At 69.4% G+C, this 19671-nt stretch carries 15 protein-coding genes; 4 read left to right on the forward strand and 11 right to left on the reverse strand.

What is annotated here, in order from left to right; translation table 11 throughout:
• Window positions 1-2 precede the first annotated feature (2 nt).
• The 4 genes from OHA11_RS28380 to OHA11_RS28395 all read right to left on the reverse strand — a co-directional run bounded on the left by OHA11_RS28380 (window position 3) and on the right by OHA11_RS28395 (window position 5718).
• Entirely contained in the window at window positions 3-2351 is a 2349-nt protein-coding gene (locus OHA11_RS28380; RefSeq protein WP_266501117.1) for a glycoside hydrolase family 3 N-terminal domain-containing protein, read from the reverse strand.
• Between the two features lie 31 nt (window positions 2352-2382).
• Complete coding sequence (locus tag OHA11_RS28385) at window positions 2383-3171, reverse strand: carbohydrate ABC transporter permease (protein WP_266507515.1); 789 nt, start codon at window positions 3169-3171, stop codon at window positions 2383-2385.
• A 124-nt stretch (window positions 3172-3295) separates the two neighbouring features.
• A complete protein-coding gene (locus OHA11_RS28390) occupies window positions 3296-4258 on the reverse strand; it encodes a carbohydrate ABC transporter permease (protein WP_266501119.1) in 963 nt (320 codons plus the stop codon).
• The gene (locus OHA11_RS28395; protein WP_266501121.1) at window positions 4255-5718 is read right to left on the reverse strand and encodes an ABC transporter substrate-binding protein; all 1464 of its coding nucleotides are present in this window, start codon (window positions 5716-5718) and stop codon (window positions 4255-4257) included. Before OHA11_RS28395 ends, OHA11_RS28390 begins: the two co-directional genes overlap by 4 nt.
• 142 nt (window positions 5719-5860) lie before the next feature.
• On the opposite strand from OHA11_RS28395, the gene OHA11_RS28400 reads away from it, so the two are divergent.
• Window positions 5861-6889: a LacI family DNA-binding transcriptional regulator gene (locus tag OHA11_RS28400; RefSeq protein WP_266501124.1), complete on the forward strand. Its 1029-nt coding sequence runs from the start codon at window positions 5861-5863 to the stop codon at window positions 6887-6889.
• Between the two features lie 192 nt (window positions 6890-7081).
• Window positions 7082-8122, forward strand: coding sequence for an LCP family protein (locus OHA11_RS28405; protein ID WP_266507517.1), 1041 nt, complete (start codon window positions 7082-7084; stop codon window positions 8120-8122).
• A 47-nt stretch (window positions 8123-8169) separates the two neighbouring features.
• Here the strand turns inward: OHA11_RS28405 and OHA11_RS28410 are convergent, their stop codons facing one another.
• From OHA11_RS28410 to OHA11_RS28425, 4 genes are all read right to left on the reverse strand, one after another.
• Window positions 8170-9057, reverse strand: a complete 888-nt coding sequence (locus OHA11_RS28410) for a 5-dehydro-4-deoxyglucarate dehydratase (protein ID WP_266501127.1) — start codon at window positions 9055-9057, stop codon at window positions 8170-8172.
• A gap of 11 nt (window positions 9058-9068) precedes the next feature.
• On the reverse strand, window positions 9069-10007 hold the full coding sequence (locus OHA11_RS28415; protein WP_266501129.1) for a carbohydrate ABC transporter permease: 939 nt from the start codon (window positions 10005-10007) through the stop codon (window positions 9069-9071).
• Entirely contained in the window at window positions 10004-10933 is a 930-nt protein-coding gene (locus OHA11_RS28420; protein ID WP_266501132.1) for a carbohydrate ABC transporter permease, read from the reverse strand. Before OHA11_RS28420 ends, OHA11_RS28415 begins: the two co-directional genes overlap by 4 nt.
• A gap of 327 nt (window positions 10934-11260) precedes the next feature.
• On the reverse strand, window positions 11261-12577 hold the full coding sequence (locus tag OHA11_RS28425; RefSeq protein WP_266501133.1) for a sugar ABC transporter substrate-binding protein: 1317 nt from the start codon (window positions 12575-12577) through the stop codon (window positions 11261-11263).
• Between the two features lie 442 nt (window positions 12578-13019).
• Here OHA11_RS28425 and OHA11_RS28430 point away from each other — a divergent pair, with 442 nt between their 5' ends.
• Window positions 13020-14615, forward strand: coding sequence for a glycosyl hydrolase family 28 protein (locus OHA11_RS28430; RefSeq protein ID WP_266501134.1), 1596 nt, complete (start codon window positions 13020-13022; stop codon window positions 14613-14615).
• Window positions 14616-14738: 123 nt separating this feature from the next.
• Here the strand turns inward: OHA11_RS28430 and OHA11_RS28435 are convergent, their stop codons facing one another.
• The 3 genes from OHA11_RS28435 to OHA11_RS28445 all read right to left on the reverse strand — a co-directional run bounded on the left by OHA11_RS28435 (window position 14739) and on the right by OHA11_RS28445 (window position 19026).
• On the reverse strand, window positions 14739-16205 hold the full coding sequence (locus OHA11_RS28435; RefSeq protein WP_266501137.1) for an L-fucose/L-arabinose isomerase family protein: 1467 nt from the start codon (window positions 16203-16205) through the stop codon (window positions 14739-14741).
• A gap of 66 nt (window positions 16206-16271) precedes the next feature.
• Complete coding sequence (locus OHA11_RS28440; RefSeq protein ID WP_266501140.1) at window positions 16272-17561, reverse strand: hypothetical protein; 1290 nt, start codon at window positions 17559-17561, stop codon at window positions 16272-16274.
• A 208-nt stretch (window positions 17562-17769) separates the two neighbouring features.
• Complete coding sequence (locus OHA11_RS28445) at window positions 17770-19026, reverse strand: enolase C-terminal domain-like protein (protein ID WP_266501143.1); 1257 nt, start codon at window positions 19024-19026, stop codon at window positions 17770-17772.
• Between the two features lie 256 nt (window positions 19027-19282).
• Between OHA11_RS28445 and OHA11_RS28450 the strand changes: the two genes are divergently transcribed.
• Window positions 19283-19639 carry a YciI family protein gene (locus tag OHA11_RS28450; RefSeq protein ID WP_266501145.1) on the forward strand — a complete coding sequence of 119 codons (357 nt, stop codon included), beginning with the start codon at window positions 19283-19285 and terminating at the stop codon, window positions 19637-19639.
• Window positions 19640-19671 lie beyond the last annotated feature (32 nt).

The following is a 19671-nucleotide window of genomic DNA, read 5'->3' on the forward strand; positions in this document are numbered from 1 at the left end:
CCCTAAATTGCCTCCGTCTCCCTTGAAGCGCAGCGCAGTTGGCGGTCCGGGCCCAATTGGCGTTCCGGGCCCGTCAGGGTTATGCGTGACGTGTGCTGTGTGTCTGCGCTGGATTTGGACAGGCGGAGTTCCAATGCGCCCGGTTCTACTACCCGTTGGCCCCTGCGGTCCGTGAAGGACGACAGGTCCGGGTGGAAGGTGAACGTGATGCGGCGGGCCTTGCCGGGGGGCAGGGTGAGGCGGTGGTAGCCGATCAGGCGGACGTCGGGGCGGGTTACGCGGGCCACCGGGTCGTGCAGGTAGAGCTGGACCACCTCCGTGCCTTCTCGGGGGCCCGTGTTGCGGACCGTGATGGAGACGTCGTACGTGTCGGTCGTGGCGAGCTCCGTTTCCGCCCGGTCCTCGATGTCCTCCCACGTGAAGTCCGTGTAGCCGAGGCCGTGGCCGAAGGGGTGGAGGGGGGTCGGGTCCAGGTTGCTGACCGTGCCGGCCAGGCCCAGTGGGGGCTGGAGGTAGGTCCACGGCTGGCCGCCGGGCTCGTGGGGGACGCTCACGGGGAGCCTGCCCGACGGGTTCACGCGGCCCGACAGCACGCCTGCCACCGCCGGGCCGCCCTCCTCCCCAGGGAAGAACGCCTGGACGGAGGCGGCCAGTTGGCCGTGCCAGCGGCCGAGTGCGTACGGGCGGCCCGTGAGGAGGACCAGGACCACGGGCGTGCCGGTCGCCGTCAGGGCGTCCAGCAATTGGGCCTGTGCGCCCGGGAGTTGGAGGTCGCCCACGTCGCAGCCCTCGCCCGACGTGCCCCGGCCGAACAGGCCCGCCCGGTCGCCCAGTACCGCAACGCAGACGTCCGCCTCGGTGGTGCGGGCGATCGCCTCCTCGAAGCCCGTGGTGTCGGGGGCTGTCGTGTCGCAGCCTTCGGCGAACGTGATCTTGGCGTCCGGGAGTTCCGTGCGGAGGGACTCCAGGAGCGTGGGGATCTCGATGCCCGTCGGTACGTCGGGGTGGTTCGTGCCCACGTGGGAGGGGAACGAGTAGCAGCCCAGCATGGCCAGGGCGTCGGCCGCCCGTGGGCCCACCACGGCGATCCGTGTGTCGGGGGTCAGCGGTAGCAGGCCGTCCGGGTTTGAGAGCAGGACGACGGATTCCTCGGCCAGGCGGCGGGCCAGGACGCGGTTTTCGGTCGGGTCCAGGTCGATCGGGTGGTCGTGAATCGGGTGGCGTTGAATCGGGTGGTGTCGGTCCGTGGGCTCGGGGGTCCAGTCCTCGTCCAGCAGGCCCAGTTCGCATTTCTGGCGCAGGACGCGGGACGCCGCCCGGTCCACCAGGGACTCCGGGATCGCGCCCGCGCGTACCGCCTCGGCCAGGGGAGTGCCGTAGCAGCGGAGGGTGGGGAGTTCGACGTCGACGCCGGCCGCCAGGGCCGCGTGGGCGGCCTCCGCCTTCGTGCCCGCGACCCGGTGCAGGGTCTCCAGGAAGCCGACGCCGAAGTAGTCGGACACGACCGTGCCCGTGAACTGCCATTGCTCCCGCAGGAGTTCGGTGAGGAGATACGGATCCGAGGACGCCGGTACGCCGTCCGTGTCCGTGTACGCGGCCATCACCGAGCGGGCCCCGCCCTCGCGCAGCGCGAACTCGAACGGCGGCAGGGTGATGTCGGCGAACTCGCGTACACCGGCTCGTACGGGGGCGAGGTTGCGGGCGCCCGCGGAGGACGCGTACCCCGCGAAGTGCTTGAGCGTGGCGACGATTCCGGCGGACTGCAGGCCGCGGACGTAGGCCGCGCCGACCGTGCCGACCAGGTACGGGTCCTCGCCGATGGTCTCCTCGACGCGGCCCCAGCGCGGGTCCCGTACGACGTCCAGGACGGGGGCAAGGCCCTGGTGGACGCCGACGGAGGCCAGGTCCCGGCCGATGCGGCGGGCCATCTCCTCGACCAGGTCCGGGTCGAAGGTCGCGCCCCAGGCCAGGGGGACCGGGTACGCGGTGGCGCCCCAGGCCGTGAAGCCCGCCAGGCACTCCTCGTGGGCCACGGCCGGGATGCCGAAGCGGCCGGCCTCGGTGATGCGGCGCTGCGCTCGGGCCAGGGCCTGGGCGCCGAGGGCCGGGTCCACGGGGGCCGAGCCGAAGGAGCGGGTGAGCTGGCCCAGGCCGTGCGTGATCAGCTCGTCCCAGTCGTAGCCCGAGGTCATCTCGGCCTGGTTCGGGGCGACTCCGTCGCCGTCCGTGGCGGCGCCCACCCACACGCCGTACAACTGGGCGGTCTTCTCCTCCAGGGTCATCCGGGCGAGCAGGTCGTCGACCCGGGCCTCGGCGGGCAGGGCGGGATCACGCCAGGGGGCGGTGGTCATGAAGCTCCTGTCGGGGTCGAGGGGGGTTCACTCACTTGCCGCCTACGCCCATCAGGCCGCCGATGAGGGCGCGGCGGGCCACCAGGTACACGGTGAAGATGGGGATGCCGGAGAGGACGACCGAGGCGAGCAGGGCGGGGATGTTCACGCCGAACTGGCTGACGTAGTTGAAGAGTCCGAGGGTCAGGACGCGCGGGCCGTCGGACTGGGTGAAGATCAGCGGGAAGAGGAAGCCGTTCCAGGCCTGGAGCGCCGCGTAGATGACGACCGTGCTGATGCCGCCCTTGGCCAGCGGGACGGCCAGCTGGAACAGCATTCGTTGGGGGGACGCTCCGTCCAGGGCCATCGCCTCGTACAGGTCTTCGGACACGTCCCGGAGAGTGCCGACGAGGACCAGTACCGAGACCGGCATCGCGAAGGCCGCCGTCGGCAGGATGACCGCCAACAGGCTGTCGTACAGGTTGAGTTCGGCGATGAGGAGGTAGAGGGGGACCACTACCGCCTGGGCCGGGATCGCCACGCCGAGGAGGAAGAGCCGGAAGGCCAGGCCCGACCAGCGGTCGCGGGTGCGGACGGCGACGTACGCGAGCGGGACGGAGAGGCCGAGGACGATGGCCACGACCGCGACGGCCACGATCGCCGTGTTGCTGAGCAGATGGCCGAACCCGTTGTTCAGCACGGTGTTGTAGTTGTCCAGCGTCGGACTCGTGGGCGGGTTCAGCGGGTTGCCGGTGAGTGCCTTGTCCTGGCCGGTGAGCGAGGCCGACAGCATCGCGTAGAGGGGGACGATGACGATCGCGAGCCAGATCATCGAGCCCAGCCCCGCTACGGGGTTGGCGTGCTTCGGCCAGTGTCTGCGGGGGCGGGATGTGGGCGGCCCTGTGGGGTGGTCCTCGGTCTTCGTGGGGTGCGGGCGCGGCAGCGTCGTATCGTGTGACACTTCGTCACATCCCTTCGCGGGTACTGCGCATGCCGCCGAAGCCGGTCAGCCGTACGAGGAGCAGGGACAGGCCCGTGGCGGCCAGCACGAGGAACGACGCGATGGCGCTCGCGTAGCCGAAGTCGTAGCTCTTGAAGCCCTCCTCGTACATCAGGTACGGCAGGATCGCCGTGTCGGTGCCCGGGCCGCCCTTGGTGAGGATCAGTACCGTCTCGAAGTACGTGAGCGAGCCGACGACCATCAGGACGGTGGACGTCGTGACGGTGTGGCGCAACTGCGGGAGCGTGATCGAGAAGAACTGGCGGGAGCGGCCCGCACCGTCGATCGCCGCCGCCTGGTAGAGCACGTCGGGTATCTGACGGGCCCCGCCCTGGTAGATCAGGGTGTGGAAGGGGATGAACTGCCAGCCGCCGACGAAGACGATCGCGAGGAACGCGCCGTTGGAGGAGCCGAGGATGTTCTCCCGGATGATGCCGAAGTTCGGGTCGAGCAGGGCGTAGAAGAGCAGCGCGATCGCCGTCGAGGAGAGCAGGAACGGGACGAAGAAGATCGCGGACAGGACCGCCCGGTTGCGCTGGCGGCCCGCCGCCCAGACGCCGAGCAGCAGGGCGATCACTGTCTGGAAGACCCAACTCGCTGCTGTCAGCAGGACCGTCAGCCACAGGGACTGGACCATCCGGTCGTCGTTGACCAGCCTTTGCCAGTTGTCGAGGCCGACGGGTCGTGGGTCGCCGAGGCCGTCCCAGCTGGTGAAGGAGAGGTAGAAGGCCAGGCCCATCGGGACCACCGCGAAGAACGCGAAGAAGAGGACGCCGGGGAGGGCCCAGGCGGCGTGCGGGCGGCCGACTGCGGAGGGCTTGGGCGACGACTTGGGTGACGACTTGGGTGGCTTGGTGGGCGGGGTGGGCGTCGTGGCTTTTGGTTCCGTGGCGCGGGTCATTGTCGGAGTCGGAGTCGGTGCCGTCACTTGAGATCCTTGAGCGCCGATACGAACCCGCTCGGCGAGGACTGGCCTACGAACAGCTTGTTGATCTCGGTGAGCATCGGGGTCGCGATGTCCGCGCCCAGCGCCTGGTCCCAGGAGAGTGTGAAGGCGGGCGCCTTCCCGACCATCTCGTACTGGAACCTGGCGAACTCCGGGTTGGGCGAGGCATCGAGGAGCCCCGCCGCGTTGGAGGTCGTCGGGATGTCGCCGTTGGCCACCAGCGCCTTCGCGTACGCCTCCGAGGCGCAGTCCTTCAGGAAGGCGATCGCCGCGTCCTTGTTCCGCGTACGGGCGTTGACGGACCAGTAGTTGGTGGGGTTGCCGACGACGTTGCGGATGTCGCCCGTGCCGCCCTCGACCGTGGGGAACGCGCACCAGCCCAGGTTGTTCTTCGCGAAGGACGGGAACTTGCCGAGCTGCGTCGAGTACTCCCACGAGCCCATCAGGTGCATCGCCGCCTTGCCCCGGGCGAAGACGGCGGGGGCGCCGCCGTTGACGTACGACACCGAGCTGAACTTCGAGCCGAACGCGCCGTCGTCGATGAGTTCCTTGACGGTCTCGGCGGCCTTGAGGACGGCCGGGTCGCCCCAGGCGGATGTGTCGCCGCCCTGGATCTTCGCGAAGACCTCGGGGCCGCCGATGCGGTCGACGAGGTACTCCAGCCACATCAGCTCGGTCCAGGTGTCGGCGCCGCCGAGTGCGAACGGGGTGATCTTCGCGGCCTTCAGCTTGGCGTTGATGTCCTGCAACTCGGCCCAGGTGGTGGGTGGTTGGAGCTTGTTCTCGGCGAAGACGGTCTTGTTGTAGAAGAGGATGACCGGCTGCATGCCGCGCATCGGTATGCCGTAGTTGCGGCCGCCGAGTCCGCCGGCCGCGAGCACGGAGGGCAGGAAACCGCTCTTCAGGACCGGGTCGGCCTCGATGGCGTCGGTCAGATCGACGAGCTGCTTCGCCTCCTGATATGCCTTGATGGAGCCGCCGCCCCAGTTGAAGAAGACGTCCGGTGCGCTCGGGGAGCCCATCGCCGTGCGCAGCTTGGCCGAGTAGTCCGAGCCCGGGACCTTCTCCAGCTTCACCTTGCCCTTGGCCGACTTGCTCGCGGCGGACCTGTTGAAGCGGTCGACGGCCGCCGCCTGGACCTTCACCGCGTCGTCCCCGTACACCATGGCGGTGATCGTGCCGCCGCCCCCGCCGGAACCGTCGCCGGCGCCGCAGGCGGTGAGTCCGGTGGTGAGTCCGGCGGTGAGCAGGGTCGTGGCACCGGCGCCGAGGGTCCAGCGCCTGCTGAACGTCCGGCTGCCCGCGCTGCCCGCGCTGCCCGCGCTGCCCGCGCTGCCCGCGCTGCCCGCGCTGCCCGCGCCGCCAGGGCTTCCGGGGCGGTCGGTCGTGGGCTGCCCGCCCGTGGGCCGTTCGCCGTTGGACCGCCCGCTGATCGACTCCATGACAGCACCTCTTTGTGGACTCATGTGTGGACTCGTTTGTGGAATCGCGCGCGAATGTTTCGGTATGCAGGTCGAATGTTCCGGGAACGTATGGCTGCCCAAGGGCTTCGTCAAGAGGTTGCGCAGGGATACGATCCGGTCCATGACTCGCCCGAATCCCGCCGTAGCCCAGTCGGCGACGCTCGCCGAGATCGCCCGCGAGGCGGGAGTCTCCGCTCCGACTGTTTCGAAGGTGCTCAACGGCCGTGCCGATGTGGCCCCGGCGACCCGGACCCGGGTCGAGGACCTGCTGCGCACCCACGGCTATCGGCGCCGCCGGGCCGAGGCGTCCCGGTCGCCCCTCATCGACCTGGTCTTCCACGAGCTGGAGAGCGCGTGGGCGATGGAGGTCATCCGGGGCGTGGAGAACGTGGCCCGGGACGCGGGGCTGAGCGTCGTCCTCTCCGAGAGCGCGGGCCGTCTCACGCCCGGGCGCACCTGGGCCGACCAGGTCGCCGCGCGTCGCCCGCACGGTGTCGTCCTCGTCCTGAACGGGCTCGACGAGTCCCAGCGGGCGCTGCTCACCAGCCGCTCGATCCCGTTCGTGATGGTCGACCCGGCGGGCGACCCCGGCGACGACGTGCCGTCCGTGGGTGCCACCAACTGGCAGGGCGGCCTTGCCGCGACCCGCCATCTCGCCGACCTCGGCCACCGCCGCATCGGCGTGATCAGCGGGCCCTCGCGGATGATGTGCAGCCGGGCCCGGCTCGACGGCTACCGCGCGGCGCTCGACACGGCCGGGCTGGTCGTCGACCCCACGCTCATCCGCACCGGCGACTTCCACCACGAGAGCGGCTACCGGGAAGGGCTTGAGCTGCTGAAGCTCCGCGACCGTCCGACGGCCGTCTTCGCGGGCAACGACCTCCAGGCCCTCGGCCTGTACGAAGCCGCCCGCGAACTGGGGCTGCGCGTGCCGGAGGACCTCAGCATCGTCGGTTTCGACGACCTGCCGGTGGCCCGCTGGGTCGGTCCCCCGCTGACCACCGTCCGTCAGCCGCTCACGGAGATGGCCGAGGCCGCGGCCCGGCTCGTCCTCGACCTGGGCCGTGGGGAGCGCCCGTCGACGGCGACCCGGGTGGAACTGGCCACGAGCCTGGTCGTGCGCAGCAGTACGGCGGCGCCGACGGGATGACCGGGGCGGCGCTTCGAAACTTTCGAAGACTTTCGGTGGCCGCCCGTCCACCCCCTGGCGGTGTCTGAGAAAGCTCAACGAAATATGAGAGTTTCCCAAGGAAAGCCGGGAAGTAGTTCCTCGTTGTAATAATTCGGACTTACGTTCCTCGGTGTGAGCGGAGACGACGAACACGGGGGCGGGGGCGCCGCGATACGCGGCGGAGGGTCGCAACGGTCCGGACGGTCACGGCTGTTGAGGGTGACCGGAATCGTGCTCGGCTGCGCCCTGGTCGTCTCGCTGGCCGGTGCGGCATGGGCGTACTGGCATCTGAACCAGAACATCAAGAGCGTCGACATCGACAGCGCGCTCGGCGACGACCGCCCGGCGAAGGCGATGTCGACGCCGAGCCCCTATGGCGCGGCCTCCCCCTCCCCGCTCCCGAGCGGCGCGCTCAACATCCTGGTCCTCGGCTCGGATTCGCGAAGTGGCGCGCGGAACCAGGAACTCGGCGGCGGCAGCAGCGGCGGCGGAGCCCGTTCCGACACCGCGATGGTCATCCACCTCGACGAGGGCCGGACGAAGGCGACCGTCGTGAGCATCCCGCGCGACACCCTCGTCACGCGCCCCTCCTGCCCGCGGGAGTCCGGCGGTTCGACGGCGGTGGCGTACGGCGCGATGTTCAACAGCGCGTACGCGGTCGGCGGGCCCGTCTGCGCGGTCAAGACGGTGGAGGCCATGACGAACGTCCGCATGGACCACTACATCGAGATCGACTTCGCGGGTTTCGCCGGTCTGGTGGACGCGCTGGGCGGGGTCACGGTGACCACGGAGGAGGACATCTCCGACGAGGACAGCCACCTCGAACTGGAGGCGGGCACCCACCACCTCGACGGTACGCAGGCGCTGGCCCTCGCCCGTACCCGGCACGGCATAGGGGACGAGAGCGACCTCGGCCGGATCGGTCTCCAGCAGCAACTGGTGAAGGCCCTGCTCGACCAGGTCGCCGCCACCGACCTGCTCGGCAGCCCGACCCGCCTCTACAAGGTCGCCGAGGCCCTCACCGACAGCCTCACCACCGACACGGACCTCGACTCCCTGCCCGAACTCATGAGCCTGGGCCAGAGCTTGAAGGCCCTCTCCTCCTCCACCACGGAGACGGTGATGATGCCGGTGCTCCCCGCCCCGTCCGACCCCAACCGGGTGGTGGCGAACGAGCCGGAGGCGAGTGAGCTGTGGGAGTCGCTGAGGTGACCGGCGTGACCGGTGTGTACGGCGCGCCCCGCTCAGACCGCCACGAGTCACAACCCGTGGTCCAGTAGCTTCTCCAGGCGTTCGAGGTCCTCGGGGGCCGGATCCAGGAGTGGCGCACGGACACCGCCTGTTTCGAGGCCGCGGATCCGTACCCCCGCCTTGACCAACGACACGGCGTAGCCGGGCTGGTGGCCGCGGAGTTCCACGAGGGGCGCGTAGAACTCGTCCAGCAGAAGGCGGGCCGTCGCCTCGTCCCCGCTCGTGAAGGCGCGGTGGAAGGCGATCGCGATCTCCGGGGCGAAGGCGAAGACGGCGGAGGAGTAGAGCGACACCCCGAGGCCCCGGTAGGCGTGCATCGTCATCTCCGCCGTGGGCAGGCCGTTGAAGAACTGGAACCCGTCCCGCTCGCCGCGCACCGCGCGGACGGTTCTGTGCATCAGTTCCAGGTCCCCGACGCCGTCCTTGATGCCGACGACACCGGGGATCTGGGCCAGGGTCAGGGCGGTCTCCGGGGTGAGGACGGCGTTGCCCCGCTGGTACACGATGACGGGCAGGCCGGCTGCCTCGACCGCCTCCCTGACGTAGCGGACCAGGCCCTGTTGGGGGCTCTGCACGAGGTAGGGCGGGAGGAGAAGGACGCCGTCCGCGCCCGACTCCCTGATGCGACGCGTCTGTTCGCGGACCAGGGGCAGCGGCCCGCCCGCGGCCACGACGACCGGGACGCGGCCGGCGGCGGCGGTGACGGCGACCTGGGCGCAGACACCGATCTCCGCCGGCGCCAGGGCGTGGAACTCGCCCGTGCCGCAGGCGGCGAAGACAGCGCCCGCCCCGGAGTTCACGCCCAGGGAGATGTGGGTGGCCAGGGCCTCCTGGTCGACGGTTCCGTCGGGCCCGAAGGGGGTGACCGGGAAGAAGAGGACTCCGGAGAGTTTCATGGGGTGGTGTGTCAACCCTTGGTCGCACCCGCGGCGATGCCGCGGATCATGGAGCTCTGCAGGCAGAAGTAGACGACGAGGCTCGGCACCAGTGCGATCAGGGCGCCGGCGAGCAGCGCGCCCGGGCCGACGACCGGATCGGTCCTCATGACGGACAGAGCGACGGTCAGCGTGTAGTCGCCGGGATCGTTGGCGACGATCAGCGGCAGCAGGTACTGGTCCCAGACCATCAGGAACCCGAAGATCCCGATGACACCGAGGGCCGGGCGGCACAGCGGCAGCACGATCTGCCACAGCAGGCGGAACTCGCCTACGCCGTCCAGGCGGGCGGCCTCCTCGATCTCGGTGGGGATCTCCTTCATGAACTCGGTCATGACGAGAATCGAGAAGCCCCAGATGCCGACCGGCAGGATCACCCCGAACAGGGTTCCCCTGAGGCTGACGTGCAGTACGGGCAGGTCGCCGACCACCAGGGACAGCGGTACGGCGATGACTTCCTCCGGCAGCATCATCGTGAGGAGGAACAGCGACATCACCAGGGCCTGCCCCCGGAAGCGGCGACGGGCCAGGGCGTAGGCGGCGAGTACCGACGTCACCATCTGCACCAGGAGTCCGCCGCCCGCGATGACCAGCGAGTTGGCGAAGTAGCCCCAGATGTTCCGGCTCTCCGCGGCCTTGAAGTTCTGGAGTGTGGCGTCGCCCGGGAAGAGGGACAGCGACGTCGAGCGGGCGTCCGCGTCGAAGGCGCCGCTGAGGATGGTGATGAACGGGGCGGCGAAGACGAACAGGACCAGGGCGCAGAGCACGACGCGCAGGACGAGGGCGGGGCCGAGGCGGGGCGTCCAGCCGAGGGCGGTTTCGAAGCGCCCGCTGTCCGTGCGCCCGCTGTTCGTGCGCGACCCGGGGAGCCGGGCGGGGGCCCGGGTGGGTTCGGTGGTCGGCGCGCTCATCGATCGGCCTTTCGTCGCAGGAGGCTGACGCCGAGAGTCAGCAGCAGCGTCACGGCGAGGAGGACGACCGAGGCCGCCGAGGCGACGCCCAGGTCGTTGCGCTCGAACCCGAGCGAGAAGACCCTCGTCATCCACACCTCCGTGGAACCCGCGGGGCCGCCGCCGGTCAGTACGTACACCTCGGTGAAGGTCCGCAGGCTGCGGATGGCGGCGAGCGTCAGGACGATGGTCATCGCCGGCCGCAGCGCGGGCAGGGTGATGTGGCGCAGGCGCTGGAGGGTGGAGGCCCCGTCGATCGCGGCGGCCTCGTAGAGCGCGCGGTCCACCCCGGCCAGGCCGGCGAGCAGGATGACCATGTTGTACGGGGCGCCCATCCAGGCGCCCACGGCCATCACGGACCACAGGGCGCTGTCCGGGCTGTCCAGGAAGGGCAGCGGGCCGATGCCGAGGAACCCGAGGACGTTGTTGACGAAGCCGTCGGGGGTCGGCGAGTAGAGCAGGCGCCATATCTCGCCGACCACGGCGGTGGCCGTGACCACCGGCAGGAACACTGCCGAGCGCAGGAACCAGAGGGTGCGGCCCTGTCCTTCGAGGAGCAGGGCGAGCAGGAAACCGACGGCGATGGCGCCGAAGGTCTGCCCGAGACCGAGGAGCAGGGTGTGGCCGATCGCCTCCCGGAAGCGGTCGTCCTCCAGCACCTTGCGGTAGTTGTCGAGCCCGACCCACTGGTCACCGAGGAAGGGCTGGACGTCGTACAGACTCATCCTGATGCCCTTGAGCATCGGGATGAACTTGAAGTACACCGCCAGCAGGAGCGCGGGAGCCAGGAAGAGCCAGGGCAGCAGGCCCCGTCTCAGCACACTCCCGCGAGCCCGCGGCGGACGCCGCCCCGACGGGGCGTCCTTCGTCCGCGGACGCTGCGTCACTGGCGCTGTCACCTGAGACCTCCGAGGATGCCCCTGCCTTCAGGTCGGGGAGGAATCGGAGTCCTGCGGAGCAGGGCAGGGAACGGGGTTTCGCCTCCAGGGTGAAAGACCGCCCACGCGGTCGGGTAAACCGACCGCCGTGCGTTGCGAGAACCAAGCGCGTACGCCGTGCTGATCGAGAACCAAGACAGCACATGCACCTCCAAGCTTTGCGGTACAAACCGGGCTGGTTTCAACCCGACTGGTGTTGATCGTGGAAGACCTGTCGGGTCGCTGACCCGCAGGCGGCGTGAGCCAGGAATCCCCCTGCTTCAGCTGGGGGAGGATTCAAGTAAGGTCCTGCGCTTCGAGCTCGCTGGTGATGTCCTTGTCCAGCTGCTGGAGACCGGAGGCGATGTTGTCGCTGCCGCAGTCGGCGAAGATCTTGTTGAGGCCCTCGGCGGCGGTCTGCTTCACGGCGGTGAAGTCGATGTCCTGCGGGAAGGCGCGGGAGTCGTTGTCGTACTGCTCCTGCACGGCCTTCCAGCGGTCGTCGCCACGCACCTCGGCCGCGTCGAGGGAGCTGTTCACCGGGACGCGCACGACGGGCTGGGTGACGCTCTCCATCGCGATCTTCTGGGCCTGCGGCGTGATCAGGAACTCGGCGAGCTTCTTCTGGGCGTCGTTCTTCTTGGAGCCCGCCCCGAGATAGATCGTCTCGCCGTCGCTCAGCGTGGTGCTGCCCGCGGGACCCTTGGGGGTGGGGATGATCTCGTACTTCTCCTTGCCCAGCTGCTGGTCGAACCCGGAGATCATGTACGGGCCGGTGAGCGAGATGCCGGCCGCGCCCTCGTGGAAGTGCGGGGCGTTGGCCGTGGTCGAGGTCAGGGCGCCGGGCTGGACATTGCCCTTGGTGCAGAACTGCGTCTTGACCCACTTCACCGCGGCGGCCGTGCCCGCCGAGTCGATGACGCTCTCGTACTTCCCCTGGCCGGTCTTCTTGACGAAGTCGCCGCCGCCCTGCCAGATGTACGAGGCCGCCCACCAGGCGAGGTAGCCACGCTCGGTGGAACCGGGCACGACCATGCCGTAGGTGTCTTTCTTGCCGTTTCCGTCGGGGTCCTTCGTGGCGAACGCGGTCGCGACCTTCGTGAGGTCGTCCCAGGTCTGGGGGACGTCGAGGCCGAGCTTCTTCAGCCAGTCCTTGCGGATGTACGTGTTGAACGCCTGGCGGGAGAAGGGCACTCCGTAGGTCTTGCCGTCCGCGCCCAGGGCGTATTTCCAGTTGGCGGGGGAGATGCTCTTGCCGCCCGCGACCGACGCGGGGTCGATGGGCAGCAGCAGGCCCTGCGACTGGTAAGTGCCCAGCGCGGAGGCGTCGTTGATGAAGACATCGGGCAGGTCCTTGGACGAGGCACGCGCCTGGAGCTGCTTGTCGAACTCGATGACGGGCTGGTAATCGACCTTGATGCCCGTCTTCTTGGTGAAGGCGGCGAAGACCTTCTTGTACGTGGCGGCCGGCTCGGGTGCACTACGGGTCCAGACCTCCAGCGGGGCGTCGGCGTTCGACGAGTCGTCGTTCCCCGAACCACAGGCGGTGAGACCGGCGAAGAGACCCGTCACGGCGAGCACGGCGACCGGCACGCGGGTGGAAGGTATACGCATGGCGCTCCGTTCATGGATGTAAATCGCTTCATGTCTGTGAACGATTGACCGCACCTTAGGGACCGCCCGTTCACGGGGTCAACAGTTCTGCGCGGGATTGTGACAACGTTATCTACCCTGTCTGCACATGAAGATGACGGACCATCACCAGCGACTTCTTGCGTCCGGCGGCTCGCGAGGCGGCGCCTGGGAGTCGGTCGACCGAGTCGGGGCAGGAGGCTGTGACTTCTACTCATGTGAAGAGTGTTCACGTAGGCGATTCCATCGGCTAGCGTGACGCGGCATCCACCGCCGGACGACGCCCGCCGCGGAGCGGTGCTGCTCATGCGCGTCCGGCTTTCCCCCTGCCCTTCGAGGGCCCCACCTGGGAGGAACGTACGGCTTCATGGTGAAACGATTCGAAATCCCTGTCCGAGCCGGGACGAAGAGGAGACGGCGGTCCGTGCGGACGCGCCTGCTGCTGGCGCTGTCCGCCGCCTTCGCGACGGTCGCCGCGGTCCTCGGCCTGCCACAGACGGCGCTGGCCGCCCCCGCCGCGGTGCAGGTGTATCCGGTGCCCTCGATCTACGAGGCCTCCGCCGACTACCGGCTCACCGCGAACGGGCAGAACGTGCCCGTCACCCGCTACCCGGGCTACGACATCGCCCAGTTCTCCATCGGCACCGGCACCGCCGACCTCGCGCTCACCAAGGTCAACAACACCGCGATCGGGTCCTATTCGATAAGCCCCGCCAAGCTGAACCTCACGGGCACGATCAGCGGCCCCACCCTGAGGTTCACCGTGCCGAACCACGAGTACCTCATCGTCAGGCTGGACGGCCGCCCCAAGCTCGTCATCGCCATCGACCCCGCCGAGACCAACCGGCCGGCGTCCTCGGGCACGGGCATCTTCAACGTACGCAGCGCGCCCTACAACGCCCAGCCGGGGTCGTCCTACTCGACGACGGCCTTCCAGACCGCGCTCAACGACGCCGCGGCATGGGGCTCGGCCAACGGCAGGCAGGGAACCGTATACGTGCCGGCCGGGGTGTACACGCTCGGCAACCTGTACCTGCGCAGCAACCTCGCCCTCTACCTCGAACCCGGCGCCGTGCTCCGCTACACGGGCGAGCGCGCACACTACGACGTCCACTGGCACAAGGACTCGCAGGGGCGCGACATCACCTGGTTCCTGTCGACCCGCTACTCGTCCGAGAACATCTCGATCTACGGACGAGGGATCATCGACGGGAACGGGAAGGCGTCGCTCGCGCCCAGCAACCTCGGCGTGAACCTGCTGACCCCGATCTACACGAAGAACTTCAGCGTGGACGGGATCACGTTCCGGGAGTCCAGCAGCTGGGCGATCATGCCGACGAGGTCGTCCGACATGAGCTTCCGCAACATCAAGATGTTCAACCGGTTCGACATGGGCGAGAACGATGGCATCGATGTCATGGAGTCCACCGGGGTCCAGGTCACCCACGCCATCGGCATCGGCCTCGACGATCCGTTCAGCACCAAGACCTGGGCCAACGACGTGGACCTCTTCCGCCAGGTGCCGGGCGACCCGAGGCCCTTGCAGGACGTCGTCTTCGACGACCTCGTCTCCTGGACGTACTGCTACGGCGTCAAGGTCGGCCAGGGCGTGATCCAGTCCCAGACCGGGGTCACGTTCAGGAACGTCGTCGTGCACGACGCGGCGGTGGGCATCGGAATCCACCACAAGTACGGCTCGGCGCCCGCCACCGGCATCCGGTTCGAGAACATCGACATCGAGAACCTGAGCTTCACCAACGACAGCAACCGCACCTGGCTCGCGCTCTGGACCGGCAACGCTCGGGGCGTCGGCCCGGTCAGGGATGTCACGCTGTCGAACATCAAGGTGCGCGGCGCGGTTACCACTCCCGCCCGGATCAACGGCCAGCCGGGCGCGCCCATCAGTGACGTCGTGCTGCGCAACGTACAGATGCCCGGCAGCTCCACGCCGGCCACGACGCTGGCGCAGATGAAACTGACCAACCTGTCCGACTACGGGACGATCACCATCCAGCCCTAGCGGTCGAGGCGGAAGCCTCGGCTGTAGCTGTTGCAGTGGCTGATGTGCCCCGGGTCCCATCGGGCCCGGGGCACATCAGCGCGTTGGCACGTCGGCGCGGGGCGCATCCGCACCTCGGCTCGCTCAGAGGACGTTCGCCTGCGTCACCGTACGGAACGGCAGGCCGAGCAGGTCCGCCGTGGCGCGCAGTTCCTTCGCGCGGTGGCCCGTGCAGATCGTCCAGTGGTGTCCGATGCCGGTGGCCGACCAGGCGTCCGTCCATTCCCCCGGGTCGAAGCCGAAGTCGACGCGCGAGGTCGTGTTGCCGATCTCCAGGAGCGGGCCGGGGACGACCTCACCCTCGGAGGCGACGAACACGAAGGTCCCGTCGGCCTCCTGGCCGAGACCGAACGTGGTGACGGGCCCGTGCCTGACGTCGAACTCGACGCTCACGCCGTAGCCGCGCTTGCCGTGGTAGACACCGAGCCCGCGCAGCAGCGGGTCGCGGGAGCTGATGGCGAGGTGCGCGGGGCCGTCGTGCCCCATCTCCACCACACCGTCCTCGAAGTTGAGCGCCTGCAGTTCCGTGAAGGAGCCGCCCGCTCCGAGCGTGTCGGCGACGAGCATCGCCAGGCTGGTGCGCAGCTCGTACTCGCCCGCGACCGGGATGCCCCGTGCGGTGAGGAGCGAGGCGCCGAGGATCATTCCGGCGCCAAGCCGTTCGTGGATCTCACCTTCCAGACCGCGGTGGTAGTACGCCACGCTGTCGAGCGCGAAGTCCTCGACCAGGCGGTCGAGTCCGAGCGAGACCCGGGCGGCCCAGCCGAGGTCGTCCTCGTCGACGGACGCGTCGAGGGTGAACAGCTTCCTGGCCAGCGCGACCCGGTCCGCCGCCTCGTCGTCCCGCACGGCGGCCGTCCGTACGCGGAGGTCGTCGAACTCCAACACCTCCATGTGGCCGCCCAGTTGGGTGGAGACCAGCGTCATGTCGGTCGAGACGTCGAGCATGCCGGGGTAGAGGTGTCCCATCAGACCGTGCCGCCCGTGGCGCAGCACACCGCGCACCGCCGCGGCGGAGATCCAGCGTCCGATGCGGGCCCAGGCGTTGTCGTCGTGCAGGTGCCCGGAGACGGACCGGAAGGGGATGCCGCCGCGCCGGAAGACGTTGGCTATCTCGGGCAGCGGGCACTGGCCGCAGTAGGCGAGCCATTTGCCCGTGTCCGTCGAGGCATGGTCCATCGCCTTCGTCGGCTGCAGGTCGATGACCAGGACCGGCGCGCCCGTGCGTTGCGCGATCGGCAGCACCATGGAAGCCGTCAGATACGTGGTCAGGAACGTCACCACGATGTCGCAGTCGGCCACGCGCAGCGTCTCGGCCGCCTTCGCCGCGTCGTGCGGATCGGAGATGAAGCCCGCGTCCACGACGTCGCAGCCCATGTCCTCGAACCGGCCTGTCACGAACCGCGCGGATGCGCGGAGTTGGTCGAGCAGACCCGGGAACTGCGGCCAGTACGCGCCGAGTCCACCGGCTACGAGGCCGACGCGGGTGCGCCGCCGGGTGATACGGGCGAGCGACTCGCCGATCGGGGCTTGCTCGTGGGTGTCACTCATCGAAGCGTGCCTCTCTGGTCGGGCGGGGGCGGGCGGGGCAGACGGGGTTGGGCGGGGGTGGTCGACTCAGGCAGCGCGCGCTGAACCCAGGCCGTCCGCGTACCGCACGGCGTCGAGGGTCTCGTCGAGCCGGGCGGCGGGGACGTACTGGCCGAAGGTGTCGTTGCCGAAGAACGAGACCCCGTCGACGTGCGCGGCGTGCTGCCGCAGGACGTCCCGCTGGTAGACGTACGAGCGCCGGTCGTCGAGATGTGTGCGGTACCAGTACCAGGGGTCGACGAAGTCCAGGCCGAACAGAACCCGCGGACCCTCGGTCCCGCTGGTCCCGCTGGTCCCGCTGGTCCCGCCGGTTCCGGCAGCCGACAGGGCCGCCTTGCTCAGGAGGTTGGGCACGATCTCCGTGCGTTCGACGAGGACCGCGAACGTGGATACGAGGACGGCGTCGAGCGTCGCGTAGCAGGCGTCCGTCATTCCCCAGGCCTCGCGCTCGACCTCCGCGCGCCAGTAGGTGTCCATCCAGTACACGAGACGGCCGTCCATCCGCGCGCGCATCTGGAGGAAGAAGCGTTCGATGCCCGCGACCCGTTCGGGCGTCAGCTTCCGGGCGTTGTCGGGATGCCAGAAGCCGATCAGCCCGAACTGGTTGCCGAGCATCACCCCGTCGAGGCCGAAGTCGTCGACGAACGCGGCGGTCTGGGCCGCGACGAAGTCACCGGCGGGCACACCGGCCGGGACGCCGTCGGGGAAGGCACGGTACGGACGTGGGTCGGCGGCCAGCGGCAGCGTGACGTCGATGACGCCGGGAATCATGTGTCCGCCGGCGTCCGCGGCGGCCGACGACACCTCAGGGTGCCGTTCGGTCTTCCACTCGCTGCGGCAGAACTCGGGGCCGGGTTCCAGGTATTCGAGCAGCCGCAGCCGCACACCGCGGCGCTCGGCGACCCGTCGTACGGCCGCGTACACGCCTGCCAGCAGGTCGTAGTCCATGGGCTGCTCGGACAGGGTGAACATGGGGCCCGCCGAATAGGGGTTGGCCGAGCGCTCGCCCCCTTCCCGTACGCGCGTCAGCCAGTCGGCGTTGTGGCTGCGGGCGAGTCTGGCGGGACCGCCCGGCTCGGTGTCGGCCGCGTAGCAGTTGTAGCGGGCCCAGTCGAAGCGTTCGTCGCGCCGCCCGGTGTAGTTGAGGATGTGGTCGCCGTTGCCCGCGCAGAAGACGAGGGTGAGGTCGCGGTCCGCCGTCCAGGCCGCGTGGTGGTCGAAGAATGCCTCGATGCCGGATCCGGGGTCGGCCAGGTCGTCGAAGACCTTCGGCGTGAGCCACAGGCACGCTTCGAGGCGGGCGCGGGAGTGCGTCACGGCAGGGGTTCCTCATCGGTTGGTTCGGGGAGCCGGCCGTGCGCCGGGCTCATGCGAGGTGCGGGCGGGCCGCGTGGCGGGTGTGGCATGTGCGGGAGGTGCGGGCGGGCTCCGCGAGATATGCCGCCGTGGGGCGGCCCGGCCCGCGGCGGTCACCAGCGGGGCAGTCACCGGCGCGGCAGCCATTACGCGGCAGCCAACGCGGCAGTCACCAGCGCGGCAGTCCAGGGTCGTACGCGGGGTCCACGCGCCTCATGTACGCGGTGTCGTCACGGCGTTCGCGGCCGGACTCCAGGTAGGCGCGGTGGAGCCGGTCGAGGGCTTCGTGGTCGAGTTCGACGCCCAGGCCGGGACCGGTGGGCACCCGCACGCTTCCCTGGGCGAACCGCAGGGCTCCGGGCTTGACCACATCGTGCTCGGCGTTCCACGGGTAGTGGGTGTCGCAGGCATAGGTGAGCTCGGGCACGGTGGCGGCGAGGTGGGTCATCGCGGCCAGGCTGATGCCCAGATGCGAGTTGGAGTGCATGGAGAGGCCGATGCCCAACGCCTCGCACAGCACGGCCAGTTCACGGCTGCGCCGCAGACCGCCCCAGAGGTGGTGGTCGAGCAGCAGCACCTGGACGGCGTCGTGCCGCACGGCCGGCCGGACGTGCTCCACATTCGACACGATCATGTTGGTCGCGAGCGGCATGTCCGCCGAGCGCGCGACCTCCCCCATCCCCGCGATGCCGGGCGTGGGGTCCTCCAGATATTCGAGTACGCCGGTCAGCTCACGGGCGACCCGGCGGGAAGTCTCCACGCTCCACGCCGCGTTGGGGTCGATGCGCAGCGGCAGTCCGGGAAAGGCGGCGGCGAGGGCGCGGACGGCGGCGATCTCCTGGTCGGGCGGGAAGACACCGCCCTTGAGCTTGAGGGAGCCGAAGCCGTACAGGTCGATCATCCGGCGCGCCTGGTCGACCAGCCCGTCCGGGTCGAGCGCCGCGCCCCACTCGTCGGCGAGGGCGGGCCTTCCGTCGAGCGGCGGGTGCTCGGCCCACTTGTAGAAGAGGTAGCCGCTGTACGGGACCGCGTCGCGGACCGCCCCGCCGAGCAGATCGCTGACCGAGCGGCCGGTCAGCTTCCCCTGGGCGTCCAGCATGGCGACCTCCAGCGGGGACCACGCCGAGTCACGTTCCTCGACTCGCGAGGTCTCGACCGGCGATGTCCCCGCGCGCAGCGCGTCGTGCACGGCGTGGCGCGCGCGTCCCGTGGCGAAGACGTCCAGCCCGCGCACCGCGTCCGCGGCGGCACGGAGCCGTTCGGTCTCGGTGCGTCCGCCGGGACATTCGCCCAGGCCGACGGTGCCGTCCTCAAGATGAAGCTGTACGACGCAGCGCAGCACCAAGGGCTCGTGCACGCCCGTGCTGTTGAGCAGCGGCGGGTCGCCGAAGGCGATGGGCGTAACGGTGACGTCGACGATCTTCATGTGATCTCCACCCACGGTGAGTCCGCCTGATCGGTTCATATATGTGATACAAGTTCACGCTTACGAAGCTTTGGACGTACGCTAGAAACGTTTCAATCCCTACGTCAAGGGCTGTGCCGCCAGCCGTCACGACCTCGAAGAAATCTCGAAGAAATCCGGCTGAGCGTGTCGATCCGGGTGCTCTTCGCTCGACGCACGGGTGAGAGGGAAGGTGGGACAAGCCCCGCCCCCGTACCGAGAAACTCAGGGAGTCACCATGCCTCGCTACCTGTCGATGATCCGTATCGACGAGCAGAACGCGCCCGCCGAGGGTCCGAGCGACGCGCTCATGGAGCGGATGGGGGAGCTGATCGAGGAGATGACGAAGGCGGGGGTGCTGCTGGACACGTCGGGCCTGAAGCCGACCGCCGAGGGGACGCGGGTGCGGTGGGAGGGCGGCGAGATGTCCGTCACCGACGGGCCGTTCACCGAGGCCAAGGAGGTCGTCGGCGGATACGCGATGCTGCAGGCCAAGGACATGGCCGAGGCGGTCGAGTGGACCAAGCGGTTCCTCCAGATCCACGAGGCACACTGGACGGTCACCTGCGAGGTCCGGGAAATCGTCGAAGGCTGAGCCTTGGTCGTACGGGCCCGGGGGTGTCTGAT

This window comes from Streptomyces sp. NBC_00878, assembly GCF_026341515.1.
In the GTDB taxonomy this organism is placed as follows: Bacteria; Actinomycetota; Actinomycetes; order Streptomycetales; family Streptomycetaceae; genus Streptomyces.

Coding starts and splice junctions, on each gene's coding strand:
- OHA11_RS28380 (WP_266501117.1), bottom strand. CDS start 2,351: ATGACCACCGCCCCCTGGCGTGATCCCGCCCTGCCCGCCGAGGCCCGG.
- OHA11_RS28395 (WP_266501121.1), bottom strand. CDS start 5,718: ATGGAGTCGATCAGCGGGCGGTCCAACGGCGAACGGCCCACGGGCGGG.
- OHA11_RS28400 (WP_266501124.1), top strand. CDS start 5,861: ATGACTCGCCCGAATCCCGCCGTAGCCCAGTCGGCGACGCTCGCCGAG.
- OHA11_RS28410 (WP_266501127.1), bottom strand. CDS start 9,057: ATGAAACTCTCCGGAGTCCTCTTCTTCCCGGTCACCCCCTTCGGGCCC.
- OHA11_RS28415 (WP_266501129.1), bottom strand. CDS start 10,007: ATGAGCGCGCCGACCACCGAACCCACCCGGGCCCCCGCCCGGCTCCCC.
- OHA11_RS28425 (WP_266501133.1), bottom strand. CDS start 12,577: ATGCGTATACCTTCCACCCGCGTGCCGGTCGCCGTGCTCGCCGTGACG.
- OHA11_RS28435 (WP_266501137.1), bottom strand. CDS start 16,205: ATGAGTGACACCCACGAGCAAGCCCCGATCGGCGAGTCGCTCGCCCGT.
- OHA11_RS28445 (WP_266501143.1), bottom strand. CDS start 19,026: ATGAAGATCGTCGACGTCACCGTTACGCCCATCGCCTTCGGCGACCCG.
- OHA11_RS28450 (WP_266501145.1), top strand. CDS start 19,283: ATGCCTCGCTACCTGTCGATGATCCGTATCGACGAGCAGAACGCGCCC.